Origin of the sequence: Vibrio sp. 1F255, from assembly GCF_041439145.1 — a bacterium.
Lineage (GTDB): Bacteria > Pseudomonadota > Gammaproteobacteria > Enterobacterales > Vibrionaceae > Vibrio > Vibrio crassostreae_C.
This window is the reverse complement of sequence record NZ_JBGONQ010000003.1, coordinates 149,639-165,567: the sequence shown is the minus strand read 5'-3', so window position 1 is coordinate 165,567 and position 15,929 is coordinate 149,639. Positions and strand designations below refer to the sequence as shown.

Sequence of the window (15,929 nt, the reverse complement as noted above, 5' to 3'; positions counted from 1 at the left end):
GTAAACCATTGAAGATGAGTGTCATTTGGAATATGATGCAATTATTTCAAGAATTTATGGAGAACCAGATGTCGACTAGCATGGAAAGAAATCTGCGCTGTGTTGATTTCTACTTGGCGTTCTGCGGGCAGGTTAGCCGGAATGACCTGATGGAGTTTGCACAAATCAGTGTGGCTACCGCATCGCGCACTTTTGGCGAGTATGTCCGCCGCTGGCCTCACAATCTGACTTACAAGCACTCAGAAAAGCTCTATGTCGCCGAATCTGGCTATATTCCGGTGTTCTCGCATGATCCCCTGGCGGGCTTGGACTTAATCTCAACCGGTCTAATAACACGATACATATCGTCGCCGCTTGTTCCTGCCAACTTACCCGCAGGAATTGCACCTGCGTTGGATCCGGAACAAGTACGTACGCTGACATCGGCTGCATGCCGTAGCTCTGCGGTTACCGTTCAGTACTTATCGCTGAGCTCAGGTGCGTGTGAGCGCCTTTTAGCCCCAACCCACTTTTTCAACAGTTTGGGTAATTGGTACTGCCGAGCCTTTGACTTTTCAGCCGGTGAGTCAGGTGAGTTCCGTGTGTTTAGGCTCAGCAGGTTCAAACAGGTAGTTGACACTGTTCCGATCCCGTCGCCACTTCCTGTGGACAGTGAGTGGCTTACCGAAGTGGTTCTAACTTTGGTCCCTCACCCGAATCATCATCAGCCAGAGGCCATCCGGCTGGATCTCGGCTTGGAAAACAAACCAGTTTTGAATCTACGTATCAGCGCAGCTATGGCCGGGTATTGCCTGCAAGAATGGCGTGTCGATTGTTCGGCCGAAGCTGCACTACCTGCGGTGCAGTTTCCACTGCACCTAGCTAATCGCTATGAGCTGGCCAGTCTGACGTCCATGTGCTTAGCGCCAGGCTTTGACACTTCAGATAAAAATACGCATATCAGCCTGAAACCTGTCTAACACATAAGAGAGTTTCGATTTTTGTAGACGTTAATAAACATTATCTAGGTCTAAGTATGGCTAACAGTGAGCCGAAAAGTACTGGAGCTATCTAAATATAATGTTGCTAACCACTCGTCACATTAGTTACTTGATTAATTATTTCGTTTGCTGCTGGAAAAAGTGTAGTGGATAAGGGGGTATCTCCAACTACATGTAGGCGGAGCGAATGATGCAATACTAGAAGTAATCCGAAAAATCAGAGTACTCTCTAGTTCGTAACTCACTTTTGCCCAAGATTATGCTGAGATTTAAGTTCTTAGTGGTGAGAGCGTAGCGGCAGCCTAAACTAGCCGTGTTAGTTGAACCTGGGCACAGCATAGGCAAAAAACCTGTCGATTGTGCCTAACCAGACAAGAGTCAGCTGAGACAAAACTATTGAGGCTGATACGAAATGAATAACTATGTAAATATTACAGACACAAAAAAGCCCACGCTAGGTGGGCTTTTTGCTTGTTCAGAAAGAACGAATTTGGTGCCCGCTACTGGACTCGAACCAGTGACACCTTGCATGTCATGCAAGTACTCTAACCAACTGAGCTAAGCGGGCGATGTTCTAATTTCTTATTACTACCATTGTGACAAACTCAATAGTTATGCAATAAAAACTAAATAAGGAATGGTGCGTCCGAGTGAACTCGAATCACCGACCCCCGCCATGTCAAGGCGGTACTCTAACCAACTGAGCTACGGACGCATTCCCTTAGAACGCCAACGATGATATCCATGATAAACAGATGGTGCAAGTATTAACTGGCATCTTGCGATTCGTTTGCTCACTTTGCAATCAAAGACATAACAACATGTCGATTTTACACCCAGATTATCGTCAAACCGCTGAAAAACAAAGTTTAGTTAGAAAAAATTCTAATCCTTGATGACAACCAATTAACTAACCTAATGTGTTCAATTTGGGATTTTTGTTGTCTATACCGTTTTTCTTGGTCTTTACAGTAACCATACAGGTATAGATCAATGCCTATATTTAGTGTCAAAAATTTTGCTTGCCCACTGGGTTACCGTAGTATTTTGATCATTATAAGTGAAAGGCACGCAAAGGCTTTGTAACTCACTGAAATACATCATTCATAAAAATCACCACGATTTTGTAATCGTCGTCATCGAATTACTAGGCCGCAATGACTAAATTCGGATTTTTCATATAAAGTGGCCGGGTTATTACCAACATACATAAATACGATAGCACTCTATAGTCGAAAAACATCAGCTACAATTAATCTCCCTCAAGAGCAACAATCTATAAGCAATTCAAAACCCAACCCCACACATCATAGCTATTTTGAATACATACAGCACAGTAATACATAATGAAATTTGCATAATGGTAAAGCGCGCCTATATTCATAACCTGTAGGAATCAACAATCTAAATTCAATGCTATACGTGAATTTATGGTTTGCGATAAATACAAGTGTGAAAAATAGGGAATAAATTATGAAAAAATCACATATCGCCATTGCAGTGGTGAGCATACTATCGACATCTGCCGTATCGGCGGCGACCATTTATGAGACAGATGAAACAGTATTCAATATCGGCGGCCGCGCAGAAGTTCGAGGGAATTTCTCTGATGCGAATAAAAGTGCTGGTAATAGTAGCACCTATAGTGATAGATCACGTGTCCGCTTAAGTGTCGATGGCACACAAAAAGCGTCGGACGATATTTACTTTTTTGGGAAATATGAATTCGAACTAACAGAGTCTGAAGATGGCGCATCAGATGATATCGGCATTAACACTCGATTCTTATATACGGGTGTTCAAACCAATCACGGTAACGTCTATTATGGCCACCAAAATAATGCCGTTACCTACTTAACCGATTGGACGGATATGGCTGAAACCTTCAGCGGCTATATCAATGAATACACGGTGTCGACTGCTGATCGAGCAAAAAATGTTTTACGTTATGAACTGACAAGCGACAACATCACCTTTCAAATTGATGGCAATTTCAATTCAGATAGTGAATCAGCACAAAGTGACGGCTTCGGTGCAGTTGTCGCCGGCAGCACTTCGATTGGGTTAGATATTGGCGTCGGTTATGCGTCAAGTGATGAAACCTATGGCGTTGGGACAGATACAGAAACTTCTGATGCCTATATTGGTGCGGTTAAGTACACCAACGATCAGGGGGTTTGGTTCGCCGCACTCTATCAATTTGGTAGTATTTCAGGTCTAGGCGTAAAAGATTCAGACTACGATTCTGCCGATGCTTACTTGGGATACTCGTTTGGTGTCAACACCGTCAACCTGACCTACAGCTACTTTGAAGCTGACGATATTGCAGATTACGACATTAACTTTATCGGTCTAGAATACGCACGTTATATTGGCGATGTGGCCTTCTTTGGTAGTTATAAGTTTAACATGTTAGACGAGGGCGAAGGTGGGCAAGGCGATAACGACGAAGATGAGCTACAGCTCGGTATGCGTTACGCGTTTTAGTCTAAACCAATCCACTTAATATTAGTAAAGCCGAGCATAATCAATGCTCGGCTTTTTAGTTTGTATAACTTATTCGTATCTAAGCGATTGAATCGAGTCCAACCGGATGCATTACTATCGATACCAACTATTCTTCAACATCGAATACAACGTTGTAGTTTTCGGTATAGGTGCAGTTTGGCTGGCGGCTACAAGTGAAGAAGCGTCGGCCTTTGTAATCGCCTTGGCTTGCCAGTTTGATGATCATTGGGCTACCACACTTCTTACAAAATCGCACTTCTTTTGATGGCTCGATTAAATCGATGTGTGCTGCCAGTAAGCTCTTCAAACGGCTCACTTGGTAGCTGTGTTTAATAGATGCACCAATCAGAGGTAAACCTGCCGATTTACACACGTGAATTAGTAGCTTTTCGCGATCGACTTTCCCTTTATTGAGCTCTTTGCCGTTATCAAGTTCGATAATAACGCGGGGCTCTAGCGTTCGCGGGTCGCAAACAACAAAGTCGAAGTAACTACGTGAGATCTTGTTGTTGGCGATAAACCAATTCTTCTTATTGTTCGTCTTAGCAGGAACAAGTACGTTCGACATGCTGACTTTAGCAAACACTTCCCCATGGTTGCCCACAGCTGATTTTAGCGCATTATAGAATGTCGCCTGTTGCGCCGACATCAACGCGCCTTTCTTCTGATAAGCGTGGTCTTTGGTGTCATCGTGTTTCACCACATACTTTTGAATAAAGTAAAAGAACACAACCAGAACAATTACAACGATAAAGATATTAGTCATTTTCCAACACAATCAAGTCTTCATAGGGATTAAGAGAGTAGCTAGCGTATGTAGAAAAGCATCACCTGGCAAGCAAAAGAGCGAGAGTTGCCAACCAGAATCACGACCTTTGAGCGCAGTGCCCAACGAGAGGTCGCTCCTTCGCTAGACACACCTCTCTTATTTTGATAATTAAATCATCAATTACACTCTAGATTGATTTAGATCAATTTACCTAGATTTGTGATCAACTAGTCTGAAAAACGTTAGGCAAATGTTAATAAGGAAATTGATATGGAACTTAAACAAGACCCAAGATGTTATACCGACGTATGTGTAGATGGTAAATGGTTCCACTATGACCACTGCGGAACCCAAGCCTACATGTTAAAGGGAGGAGCTTCGGCTGTGATTGAACTCGCTAGCGAACCAGCGACAGAAGGCGAATTGGTTGAAATGCTTCAAGGTGTCGCTAAGTAACTCATTTAGAAAATGTTGATATAGATAAACTCGACATATCGCTAAGTAAACCCCACTTCTCACTCAAATTTTGATATTAGCGATCTCAGAGTGTTCCAGAAGCCATTCTTATCTCACGAAGATCAGAATGGCTTTTTGTTTCCAGATTAGCGATTAACTTTCAGCAATGATGACTTGATTCCTACCCGACTCTTTCGCTTGATATAGTGCATCATCCGCGGCTTTGAGGTACTTCTTGTAAGTATCTTGATTGAGTTGCTCATGAACAATACCAATCGACGCTCCTATCGATGTGGTGAGGTCTAAAGAGCCGGAGTGCGTATCAATGGGTGTTTCAGAAATAGCTAAACGGATAACGTTCAACTGTTGCTCAGGATCAATGGAACCAGACAGCAACAAAACAAACTCTTCCCCACCCCATCTTGCCACTACATCGTTTGTTGATAAGATTTTCTCTAAACGCTTAGCGACTTCCACCAGCACTTGGTCACCAATATCATGGCCATAAGTGTCATTAACTTGTTTGAAGCGGTCTAAATCTAGAATAGCGAGCGTATACCCAAACGACGACAAATGATGTGGCATCGGCTGAGTTAACCGTTGCTCTAAGTAACGCCTATTGTATAAGCCTGTCAGTTCGCATCTTGTTGATTGCTTAAGTAGTTCTTTGTTGGTCTTCTGGATCGAGCGTAACCTTATCAATAGTAACGTGGCGCTTATCATCACCATGATACCCAAAGCGACGACGATTCGATTCCGTAATTGCTGCTTATCTAATGTCAGCTCACCCAACTCTTTTTCTGCGTTAAGCAGTTCGTTTTCTTGAGCTAATGATGCCGTAGCGAAATCTTGCTCGAGTAAAAAGATATCACTCTGGCGCTTATCAAATAGCAGCGCTTTATTACCCTTGTAATAGAGCTTGAAGTAGCGAAGTGCGTTCTCGCTGTCGCCTCTTGAATCATAGTATTCAGCAAGTGTTCTTAAGCCGAGGACCTTCCAGCTGCGAGTCCCCACAACATCGAACATTGCAGACGATCGCTTTAGATCAGCAAAAACAAAATTATCTTGGTTCAAACCAATGTTCGCTAAGGCTCTATTTAGGTAACACTGCCCCAATTGAAGTGTGTATTTGTCCACGCCTGGGTATCTAAGACACAAGTTTGCGACTTGTCGTGCTGACTCAAAGTTCTTTTCCGCCAACAACACATCACTCTCTGCTTTTAATAGGATGATTTTGTATCGTTCACTCACGTTATCGCCATTTAGCTTAGCCGCACTTTGATATGCTTCTCGGCCTTTGACTAAATCACCACTGCGCAGATAAGCAAAAGACTCATTCACATGCAGCACGCCGATGGTAGACGCTTCGAGTAGCCCACTCTTGTAATAGAGCTTTTTGGCTCTTTTAATCAGCTTGAGCGCTTTAGGCCAGTCTTCCAAATAGATATAAAGCAGTGCCATATTTGACACTAACTTGCTGTTGTAGATGTGATGAGGGTACTTCTTACCAAGGTCTAAACCTTTATGGAAAAAGTATTGAGCTTCAGGAAAGTCATTGCGGATGTTATTGATGACACCAGCCGTGTTATAGGCCTTAATCAACAACTCTTCATAGTGAAGCGATTCTGCGATATCTATCGCAGCTCTGATTTGGATTTCAGATTCCGCTAGCTCACCCGTACTGATGTATTCGATCGCTAATTCAACGAGAGATTGGGCCTTTAACCAACCCATATGTTCGTGTTGTGCGAGTGCTTTAATCTGCCTGACGTATTCGGAAACCGCTTTGGTATCCAACTTATGTTGCGCGAGGTTCGACAAAATCATCAATTCGTAAGCACGATAGATGGCTTTATCTTGGTCTGGGAACTTGGCTTGGAGAGCCTCAAGTTGTAGGGAAGCTAAATTAGGGTCACCACGAGATACATCGAGAATATCGATCAACGCAGATCCATATTGAGAGAGTGATAACTCTTTCTCTGGACTATAAACACTCGGGTTTTCAGGGCGAATATGCTTTAAATCGTCGTCATAAGTTGGATAGAGCAAATACAGCCCCAGCACAATACTCATCAGCACCACGAAAAGGAATGAACCTAACACATTGTTTCTATTCATTTATCAGGGCCATTATTGATTGAATTCCAATTTTATTGACGTTTTTTAAGAGCGGTCAAACATTATACCCGACAGATATACAGATTAAAATCCTGCGCACTGGTGGATCTGAATTGGGTTTTTCTCATTAATTAGAATAATCAGGCAACTTTCTTGATTTAACTCAGACAATCATCTACCTCATTGGCGTTATAGTGATTTTCCTGTTCCTACCTCCGCGGCTTCTTTTTGAACAAGCGGAAGCATAATGAGAATTAACAATGACCCAAATTAATGAACAACGTCTTGTAGAACATTTCTGCGATCTAGTGAAAATTGATAGTGAATCTCGTAACGAAAAAGCGATTGCTGAAGCTTTGGCTGAGCAACTCGGTGAACTAGGTTTTGAAGTTCACAAACTGGCGGTTCCTGAAGAAGTGTCTAATGGTTTCAACATCTACGCTCGTCTAGATGGCACTCTTCCAGGTAGCACAGTGTTCAGCTGCCACATGGACACAGTAACGCCAGGCATCGGCATTGAGCCAATCATCGAAGACGGTATCATCCGTTCAAAAGGCAACACAATTCTAGGTGGTGACGACAAGTCTGGTATCGCAGCTATCATGGAAGCGGTTCGTTGCATTAAAGCTGAAGGACAAGAGCACAAAACTATCGAGATTGCATTTACTGTATTCGAAGAAGGCGGTCTGTTCGGCTCTTTGAACTTCGATATGTCTTACATTCAATCTGAGCACGCAATCGTACTTGATACAGGCGGTCCAATTGGCACTATCGTAAACGCAGCGCCTGGCCAGCAGAAGATTGTTGCTAAAATCAAAGGTCGCCCTGCTCACGCTGGTTTAGCACCAGAAGAAGGCATCAGCGCAATTCAAGTTGCTGCAGACGCTATCACTAAGATGAACCTACTTCGTATCGATGAAGAAACGACAGCAAACGTTGGTATTGTTGAAGGTGGTCAAGCAACTAACATCGTAATGCCAGAGCTTAAAGTCGTGGCTGAAGCACGTTCTCTAAACGGCGAAAAGCTAACGGCTCAAGTTGAACATATGATCTCTACATTCCAAGAAAGTGCTAAGCAGTTCGGCGCTGAAGTAGAAATCGAATCAACTCGTGCTTACGATGCATTCGTTATTGCAGACGATCATCCGCACATTCTTTCTATCAAATCGGCGTTTGAGAAGCTTGGCGTCACAGCGAACACTAAACGCACTGGCGGCGGTAGCGATGCAAACAACTTCAACGCAAAAGGCCTGACAACAGTTAACCTTTCTACTGGTATGGCGAAAGTTCACACCACTGAAGAGTACATTGCAGTGAAAGACATGGTCGCAATCACTGAGTTTGTTGTGGCTTACGTAACGCAATAATCGAATCCATTAGTTAGGTAGTCACTTCTATCTAGCACAATGAAAAAAGCCGAGACATCATCACGATGCTCGGCTTTTTGTTGTTTAGGTGAACATAGAAGGTCGAATCTAAAACCCTCTACGCTTCCAGAATTGGCCTTCGTCTTTTGCTACTAGGTCGAATGTCTTGTCGGCGATGATGTTGCCTTTTAGCTCAACCGTCATGCGCCACTTTCCTAGCTTGTTCGAGACAGGAGCCCAGATAGTGTCACCTAAGTAGAAATCCCAGTCATTGTTACCGACATACTCCTCACCGTCAAACGGTTCGAGCACTTCACCTTTGTCTGTGGTGATGTTTGGGTGATAAATGCAGTAACGGATCTTCTCACCTTTGGCTTTTTTGATATTCAGGATATAGCCAAACTCTACGTCGATTTCAGCATCAACGGTGGTGGTGAACTCTTGGATTTTTGGAAGATCTTTAGATTTTGAATCCCATGTGGAATAGATACCATAAGAAGTCATGTCGACCACAACAGAGCGCTTTGCCATTTCAATCGTTACCTTGAAGTTGTTCTATTAATTTAATTCTATTTGCCATTCAGCCACGCAAGCAGAAGAAGAACGAGGCTATTCTTGCCAGTCTTTCGCCATACGCTTAATTACTGAAGGTTCAATGTCGTGAATAGTGCCATATTGCTCTCGGCACACTTCGATAATTAATTCTGCTTTATATTTGAGTGCAAGTTGGCGGTAGGCTTTCATTTCCCAATGCTTAATAAAGGTATTTGAAACAACCACATCAAACCCTTGCTTTAAGCCGTTTTCAGCTGTGTTTTGACACCACTCATGAGCTTGTCGCAGCTGCCTAGGATCAAAATGGTACTCACCTTGCTCATTCACATAATACATATCGGCTTCGACATTCAATGCATCGTAGGTTTTTGCTTTTGTTGATTTGCCAGAACCGGGCAACCCTCGAATGAGTATTAACTTCATCTGTCACTGTACAGGCTAATTTGAAAACATGAGTTTATCGTAAATAGTAACGAGTTGCTCTGATAACTGCCTCTGCTCAGCATACGAAAACCAAGTACTTACACACGACTCAGACAATCACTTAATACAATGAGACTCCCCTCGAAGCGCGTGGATTGCTTCTGATAGAAAACACAAATAATTTACATCTATCCATTTTGCATATCGACAAGCGTATCAAACTACTATAGATTTAGATGTATAGACGTCTACATATCTAGCTTAGGGAGAAAGCTGTGCCTATTCGCATTCCAGACCAATTGCCAGCATCCGATGTTCTTCGTGAAGAAAACATCTTCGTTATGCCGTTATCAAGAGCATCGACACAGGAAATTCGTCCACTTCGAGTCTTGATCCTCAACCTAATGCCGAAGAAGATTGAAACTGAAACTCAATTTTTACGCCTACTATCGAACAGCCCATTGCAAGTGGATGTAGAGCTGCTGCGCATTGATGACCGACCAAGTAAAAACACACCGACTGAACACCTTGATAACTTCTACCGCCAATTTGAAATGGTCAAAGAAAGAAACTTTGATGGATTGATCATCACTGGTGCGCCGCTTGGCTTGGTTCAATTTGAAGATGTGATCTACTGGGATCACCTGAAAACCATCATGGAATGGGCAAACAAGCACGTTACTTCAACGCTATACGTGTGTTGGGCGGCTCAGGCTGGTTTGAAGTTATTATATGATTTGCCAAAACGCACTCGTAAAGAGAAGCTGTCTGGTGTTTATAACCACGAGATACATAACCCATACCACCCTATTTTACGTGGCTTCGACGATACATTCTTAGCTCCGCACTCTCGCTATGCGGACTTCTCTCAAGAGTACTTAGCGGAACATACTGACCTTGATGTTCTTGCAACTTCTGATGTTGCAGGCGTATACCTAGCAGCAACCAAAGATAAGCGAAACGTGTTTGTAACGGGTCACCCTGAGTACGACTCTCACACACTTCACAATGAGTACATTCGAGATTTGGGTGAAGGCATGGAGCCTGTGATACCAATCAACTACTACCCGAATAACAATCCAGACAACAAACCGGTTGCAAGCTGGCGCAGCCACGGACACTTGTTGTTCTCAAACTGGCTAAACTACTGCGTTTACCAACAAACGCCTTACGATCTGGATCATTTCAGCGAAGACAACTTTACCAAAGACGATTAAGTTCTTTCTTCCGATTCACAAACACATAAACCGTGTTCAGTATGTTGTTGATAAAACGACGAATTGGACGCGGTTTTTTTATGGTGTGTGGGTCGCATTCCATGATAGATTTACGACTTCAATGGGTTTGATTTCATATGATGGGTTGGTGTTCATAAGGAGCTTCACATGCCTGCCAAGCCATCATTTTCAAATCCGATTTCGTTGTCCCGCCCTCTTTCGTTATCAAGTGTGGTACTACTTGCCTCGCTTTCCTTGGCCGGTTGTGTCTCTGTCACTGAAGGACCGCCAAAGATTGAAAGTGATCCTATCGCGATGTCTGAATCTCGAATCGAATTAGGTTTGGGCTATATGGGACAAGGCAATATGGTGAGAGCGCGTGAAAACCTTGAGCTCGCGATTAAACACGCACCTAGCTACTACCGTGCTCGGCTTTCAATGGCGCATTACTACGAACAAGTGGGTGAAGTAGATGAAGCGAGAAGCACTTACCGCAAAGCACTCAGTCTTGATTCAAGAAATGGCAATGTATTGAACAACTACGGTACCTTCTTGTGTAAACAGGGCGAATACGAACAAGCCGATAATTACTTCAATCGCGCCATCGACCAACCCTACTACTACTTGGTGTCTGCAAGTTATGAAAACGCCGCGTTTTGCGCATTTAAGGCTGGCAATACCGACCAAGCGAAGTACTACTTCAGCAGAGCAATTGACCACGATCCAAACCGCGTGAAATCGATACTGCAGCTTTCAAAGATTGAAGTGAGTGACGCCGATTACAATGAAGCTCGAATCCGTTTATTCAAATTCCACCAGCGTTATGGCTATCAAATTCCATCGCTTAAAATCTTGGTCGATCTCGAAAACAAAGCAGGTAACAAAGCTCTAGAGCAGAAATATCAGAGTAAGTTAGATGAGTTGCTTTCTGCTTAGGTTATATGCAAAACACAAAAAAAACGGGCTTGTTGCGTTAACAACAAGCCCGTCCGTATTTCAGCTTAATATCTTAACTAAGTGCAGCCGCTATTTTAGCGCGATCCACTCTTGTCTTTGCTCATCGTCCATAAAGGTCCATGCGATAAAGCGACTTACCTTCTGGCCTTGTGACATCTCGACGACTTTCACTTGTTTAGCTCTAAGCTTGCCAAGCTCTGAACGAACCATATCGACGTTATCTTTCTTAGAAATCAATGTCGTAAACCACAAAACTTGAGTAGCAAAAAGTTGACTCTCTCTCGCCATCTTCATAATGAAAGCGGCTTCACCACCTGGGCACCAAAGCTCGGCTTTTTGACCACCAAAGTTTAAGGTTGGTTTATCTTGCTTAGTTGATTTATCTAACTTAACTGGCTTCTTATTCATTTCTGGCTTGAACGACTGACCGGCTTTCTTAGCACGGTTCGCCGCTAGATTATCCAGTTTACGTTGTGACCCCTTTTCAGCCTCTTCAAGAGAGCTGTGGAATGGCGGGTTACAAATAGTGACATCGTAACGTTCATTATCCTTAATCACGCCCTTAAAGATAGATTCAGAGTCAGCTTGTAGGCGAGCGCGGATCTTACCTTTTAGATTAGGGTTGCTTTCCGCTATGAAGTTCGCTGTTTTGATGGAGACTGAATCAACATCTGTCCCTGTACAACGCCACTTATACTCTGTCGCACCAATGATTGGGTAGATACAGTTTGCACCGACACCAATATCTAATGCTTTCACAGACGCGTGGTTATAGGGTTCACCTTGGCCATCGCTATTAAGGATGTCGGCCACTCTGTGAATGTAGTCTGCACGACCAGGAATTGGCGGGCACAAGTAACCAGCAGGAATATCCCAATGTTTAACGCCATAGTGATGCGCCAACAAAGCTATGTTGAGTAGCTTAACGGCCAATGGATCAGAGAAATTAATGGTGTCTTCGCCAACCGGATTCTTGATCAGATGCTCTTTTAGCTCAGGCAAGGCTGCAACTAGTAACTCGAAGTTGTAGCGGCCAGTGTGCTGGTTTCTTGGGTGTAATCCACCTTGAGGTTTTTCAGCCGAGCGTCTTTTCTGAGCTGCGTTCTTGTTAAAAGCCGTTTTATTGAAAGAACCCTTATTCGATGATCCTTTATTTGCACCCTGCTTCCCTTTACTGTCTTTTGCAAAAGGTCGCTTTGCTTTGTTATTGCCCGCGCCTTTAGGTGCGCTATTCTTGCGGCTTTTATCAGATGTGTTCTTTGTAGAAATACGCTTGTCGCTGCTTGGCTTAGCTGTACTTGGCTTAACATCAGCTTGGTTGTCTTTTGTTTTTGCTGATGAAGTGCTGTTTTTCGACAGGCTTAGCGTCGTTCTATTTTGTGATTGGCTCATTGGGCTACTTCTTTAAATCTAAATACATCATGAATAAACGGGCATCCAACTCAAGTTGATGATATTCCGGTTCCATGTGACAGCATAGTTGGTAAAAGGCTTTGTCGTGCTCTTTCTCTTTGATATGCGCCAGTTCGTGTACCACCAGCATTCTTAGCAAAGGTTCTGGTGCATTTTTAAAAACACTGGCGATACGAATTTCATTCTTTGATTTGATCTTTCCACCGTGATTCTTAGCAACGTAAGAATGCAGACCTAACGCATTATTGATTAGGTGTATCTTGCCGTCGTAAATCACTTTGCTGATCGGTGGTGTTTTTTTCATGTAGCGATTTTTTATCTCAATCGCATAGTCAAACAGGGCTTTCTCGCTTTTTATTTCATGATTCTTTGGGTAGCGAGCTTCAAACCAAGGCACCAAATTACCCGACTCTACAAGTTGAGTAACAGGATCAAGAATGTGCTTAGGATAGCCTTGAATATAGCGTAAAGAAGGATGCATGCTGAAAGACCGTACAAGTTACACCACGACAATACGTTGTGGTCTTGAAAATTGAGCCGCATAGTGTAACTGATCACACTTTTCTAATCACCTAGGATTCGTTACACTTTAGCGAGATTCACCAAGAGAATGAAAAAATGAAACGTGTTGTATTGTACGTCGCAGACAAATGCCCGCACTGTAAAGATGCCCAAAGGTATTTAGACTCTAAGAAAATTGTTTACCGCCTAACGAATGCAAAGATGCAGCGTGGTCGTAAAGAATTGCAAGCGATGGGTGCTCGTTCTATCCCCGTGCTTAAGATCGGCGATCAAGTGATGGTCGGTTGGAATCAGAAGAACTTCGATAAGATGTATAACTCAAAGAACACTTAACGTGATTTAAGAGACTTATATTTCTACAAACAAAGCCCGAATGTCCAACCTAGGATGTTCGGGCTTTGTTTATTTAAATCTTACTAAATCACACATACCGCTTAACGAAATCAATAAAGGTTCGGTCTGCTTTTGACAGATACCCTTCCTTTCTCCACGCCAAAGATAGGTTCAGTTTCACAGGGTCTTTAAATGGCACGCCTACGACATCTTCCTCGTATTCTGTCACCAAGCTAAGCAACGCGGTGATGGCAAACTCTCGCTTCACGATAGAAAGAATCATTGGCAATAAATTGGTTTCGAACGCAATGGTCATATCGAGATTGTACTTCTTACAAGTCGCATCGATAAAATCGCGGTGGAAGTAGCCCGATTTGAACATGATCAGCTCTTGAGCAAAAAATTCTTCAAAGGTGATGGATGGTTGCGTTGCCAGTGGGTGATCTTTGCCAACTACAGCTAACATTTCTGAGCTTAACAGATGATCCGTTTCCAAATCATCTGGAACGTTCTCATGATTAATTACGCCAATATCGAGTTCGCCGTTTAACAGCATTTCACGAATCGATGCGGTGCCAGCATCAATCAAGGTCAACTTTAGGTTTGGGTATTGGCTTTTAAATGCCATCACTACTTGGGGGAAAAAGTAACTGCCCATCATACTTGGAGCGCCTAATCGAACCTCGCCTTTTTCTAGCCCCTTTAGTTCATTCATCGCGAGCTGAGCATCATCAAACTGCTGGGCGATTCGCTTTGCATGCTCAAACAGTACTTTGCCCTCCTCCGTTAAAGTGACGGATTTATCGCCTCGACGAAATAGAATCAACTCTAGTGTCTGTTCTAGTTTTTTAATGGAGATACTCAATGCAGGCTGTGCGATATGCAGCGCTTTGGCCGCCTGGGTGAAGTTACCAAACTGAGCAACAGCCAGAAAATGTCGAAGTGGTTTTGATTCAAGCATGGCGATATATTTAATATATAGAGGTGATATTTTTAATATATTTCTTTAATCACACCTGTACTGATAACTTGTTCACAAATAGCTTACTAACTCGCGCAGGCACAACGTAAATGTTTGATAAAGGCAGTCCTCAATACAAACGTATCACTCAATCATTGGCGATTGGTTCATTTATCATTTTCTGTAACCTTTACCTCTTTCAGCCTATCTTGCCGCACATGGCGGAGCACTTCCAAGTATCTGAAACTCAGATCAACTGGTTATTTGCTGCTACAACACTCGGCCTTTCGATTAGCTTGGTACCTTGGGCAATTGCCTCTGAAACCTTTGGTCGTAAACCCATTATTCTGTTCAGTCTGTTCGCTATCCCATTAATAGGGTTAAGCATGGTGTTCACGACTACCTTGTTGCAACTCGTTATTGCCCGCGCATTTATGGGCATCGCTGTGGCGGCGTTTGCTGGTGTGGCGGTTGCCTATATGGTTGAGGAGTTAACACCCAAAGCCTTTGCTGTCGCGATTGGAGGTTATATTGCGGCCAACTCATTGGGTGGAATCTTCGGACGTGTATTAGGCGGCTTAATTACAGACTATTTCGATTGGCATGCAACTGTACTGTTTTTCGTTGTCGGTTCATTGCTTGGTGCACTCTTTATTGCCTATCGCCTACCTGACCAACAGAACTTCAAACCTCAAAAAGGGCTGTTCTTTCATCACAACCGCTCCGTTGTAATGCACTTAAGAAACCGTACCTTGTGGCTTGCCATGTTGATTGGTGGTGCTAACTTCGCGCTGTTTGTTAACCTGTACTCTGTAATGGGCTTTAGGCTAGTATCCGAACCTCACTCGGTACCCGTTGGTTTAGCTTCACTGATATTCCTATGTTACTTGGCCGGTACGGTAAGCTCTAAGCTCTCCAACAAATGGACACTTCGCTTTGACCCGTTAAGCGGAATATTGATGGGCGTGTGTATTAGCTTAATCGGAATGCTAATTTCTGCAGTCGACAAAGTTCCGTTCATGCTAGCAGGCTTGTTATTGATTAGTGGCGGCGCGTTCTTCGCCCATACCCTTGCCTACTCTTGGGTAAGTCAAAAAGCACCGAGCGCCAAAGCGACAGCAACGGCACTTTACTTAGTTCACTACTACATTGGCGGGAGCTTAGGTGGTTTCTTACTCTTATATTGTTGGCAGCTGTTCGGTTGGAATGGCGTGATTGCGGGCGGTTCAATCTTCTATGTCGCGATATTTGCTTGGGTCTACCAGTTGAAACAGCTACAAGTATCGGCGTCTAAACTTGCACAAGCATAAGTACGACTAAGGTTGTAACTCAATTATTGCTTTTGATTGA

15 protein-coding genes and 2 tRNA genes are annotated in these 15,929 nt (G+C 43.3%); 8 read left to right on the top strand and 9 right to left on the bottom strand.

The genetic code is table 11. From position 1 onward, the window contains the following. Positions 1-35 precede the first annotated feature (35 nt). Positions 36-959 (top strand): WYL domain-containing protein, encoded by a 924-nt coding sequence (locus tag ACED41_RS03505; protein ID WP_371724475.1) that lies wholly within the window; start codon positions 36-38, stop codon positions 957-959. Positions 960-1,471: 512 nt separating this feature from the next. On the opposite strand, the gene ACED41_RS03500 is transcribed toward ACED41_RS03505, so the two are convergent. Both ACED41_RS03500 and ACED41_RS03495 read right to left on the bottom strand, forming a co-directional pair. Continuing rightward, a tRNA-Val gene (locus tag ACED41_RS03500) sits at positions 1,472-1,548 on the bottom strand. 70 nt (positions 1,549-1,618) lie between these two features. Next, a tRNA-Val gene (locus tag ACED41_RS03495) sits at positions 1,619-1,695 on the bottom strand. 758 nt (positions 1,696-2,453) lie between these two features. Between ACED41_RS03495 and ACED41_RS03490 the strand changes: the two genes are divergently transcribed. Next, positions 2,454-3,467: a porin gene (locus ACED41_RS03490; RefSeq protein WP_371724474.1), complete on the top strand. Its 1,014-nt coding sequence runs from the start codon at positions 2,454-2,456 to the stop codon at positions 3,465-3,467. 127 nt (positions 3,468-3,594) lie between these two features. On the opposite strand, the gene ACED41_RS03485 is transcribed toward ACED41_RS03490, so the two are convergent. Then, positions 3,595-4,254 carry a DUF2726 domain-containing protein gene (locus tag ACED41_RS03485; protein WP_229647280.1) on the bottom strand — a complete coding sequence of 220 codons (660 nt, stop codon included), beginning with the start codon at positions 4,252-4,254 and terminating at the stop codon, positions 3,595-3,597. A gap of 273 nt (positions 4,255-4,527) precedes the next feature. On the opposite strand from ACED41_RS03485, the gene ACED41_RS03480 reads away from it, so the two are divergent. Continuing rightward, on the top strand, positions 4,528-4,713 hold the full coding sequence (locus ACED41_RS03480; protein WP_017059179.1) for a hypothetical protein: 186 nt from the start codon (positions 4,528-4,530) through the stop codon (positions 4,711-4,713). Between the two features lie 153 nt (positions 4,714-4,866). Here ACED41_RS03480 and ACED41_RS03475 read toward each other — a convergent pair whose 3' ends face one another. Further along, positions 4,867-6,831, bottom strand: a complete 1,965-nt coding sequence (locus tag ACED41_RS03475; protein WP_371724473.1) for a diguanylate cyclase domain-containing protein — start codon at positions 6,829-6,831, stop codon at positions 4,867-4,869. Positions 6,832-7,091: 260 nt separating this feature from the next. Here ACED41_RS03475 and ACED41_RS03470 point away from each other — a divergent pair, with 260 nt between their 5' ends. Next, positions 7,092-8,198 (top strand): M20/M25/M40 family metallo-hydrolase, encoded by a 1,107-nt coding sequence (locus ACED41_RS03470; protein ID WP_017059177.1) that lies wholly within the window; start codon positions 7,092-7,094, stop codon positions 8,196-8,198. Positions 8,199-8,306: 108 nt separating this feature from the next. Here the strand turns inward: ACED41_RS03470 and ACED41_RS03465 are convergent, their stop codons facing one another. Together ACED41_RS03465 and ACED41_RS03460 are read right to left on the bottom strand one after the other, a co-directional pair. After that, positions 8,307-8,729, bottom strand: coding sequence for a DUF3859 domain-containing protein (locus ACED41_RS03465; RefSeq protein WP_019824122.1), 423 nt, complete (start codon positions 8,727-8,729; stop codon positions 8,307-8,309). A gap of 78 nt (positions 8,730-8,807) precedes the next feature. Continuing rightward, positions 8,808-9,176 (bottom strand): AAA family ATPase, encoded by a 369-nt coding sequence (locus ACED41_RS03460; protein ID WP_371724472.1) that lies wholly within the window; start codon positions 9,174-9,176, stop codon positions 8,808-8,810. A 275-nt stretch (positions 9,177-9,451) separates the two neighbouring features. Between ACED41_RS03460 and metA the strand changes: the two genes are divergently transcribed. Both metA and pilW read left to right on the top strand, forming a co-directional pair. Beyond that, positions 9,452-10,393, top strand: coding sequence for a homoserine O-succinyltransferase (gene metA, locus ACED41_RS03455; protein ID WP_017066439.1), 942 nt, complete (start codon positions 9,452-9,454; stop codon positions 10,391-10,393). A gap of 168 nt (positions 10,394-10,561) precedes the next feature. Next, positions 10,562-11,329: a type IV pilus biogenesis/stability protein PilW gene (pilW, locus tag ACED41_RS03450; protein ID WP_371724471.1), complete on the top strand. Its 768-nt coding sequence runs from the start codon at positions 10,562-10,564 to the stop codon at positions 11,327-11,329. 90 nt (positions 11,330-11,419) lie between these two features. Here pilW and rlmF read toward each other — a convergent pair whose 3' ends face one another. Beyond that, positions 11,420-12,742, bottom strand: a complete 1,323-nt coding sequence (gene rlmF, locus ACED41_RS03445; RefSeq protein ID WP_371724470.1) for a 23S rRNA (adenine(1618)-N(6))-methyltransferase RlmF — start codon at positions 12,740-12,742, stop codon at positions 11,420-11,422. A gap of 4 nt (positions 12,743-12,746) precedes the next feature. Continuing rightward, positions 12,747-13,244, bottom strand: coding sequence for a YgjP-like metallopeptidase domain-containing protein (locus ACED41_RS03440; protein ID WP_017065534.1), 498 nt, complete (start codon positions 13,242-13,244; stop codon positions 12,747-12,749). A gap of 137 nt (positions 13,245-13,381) precedes the next feature. Between ACED41_RS03440 and ACED41_RS03435 the strand changes: the two genes are divergently transcribed. Further along, complete coding sequence (locus ACED41_RS03435; protein ID WP_016786183.1) at positions 13,382-13,618, top strand: glutaredoxin family protein; 237 nt, start codon at positions 13,382-13,384, stop codon at positions 13,616-13,618. Positions 13,619-13,706: 88 nt separating this feature from the next. On the opposite strand, the gene ACED41_RS03430 is transcribed toward ACED41_RS03435, so the two are convergent. Further along, positions 13,707-14,579 (bottom strand): LysR family transcriptional regulator, encoded by an 873-nt coding sequence (locus ACED41_RS03430; protein WP_017065533.1) that lies wholly within the window; start codon positions 14,577-14,579, stop codon positions 13,707-13,709. Between the two features lie 110 nt (positions 14,580-14,689). Here ACED41_RS03430 and ACED41_RS03425 point away from each other — a divergent pair, with 110 nt between their 5' ends. After that, a complete protein-coding gene (locus ACED41_RS03425) occupies positions 14,690-15,889 on the top strand; it encodes an MFS transporter (protein ID WP_017065532.1) in 1,200 nt (399 codons plus the stop codon). Positions 15,890-15,929: the final 40 nt, after the last annotated feature.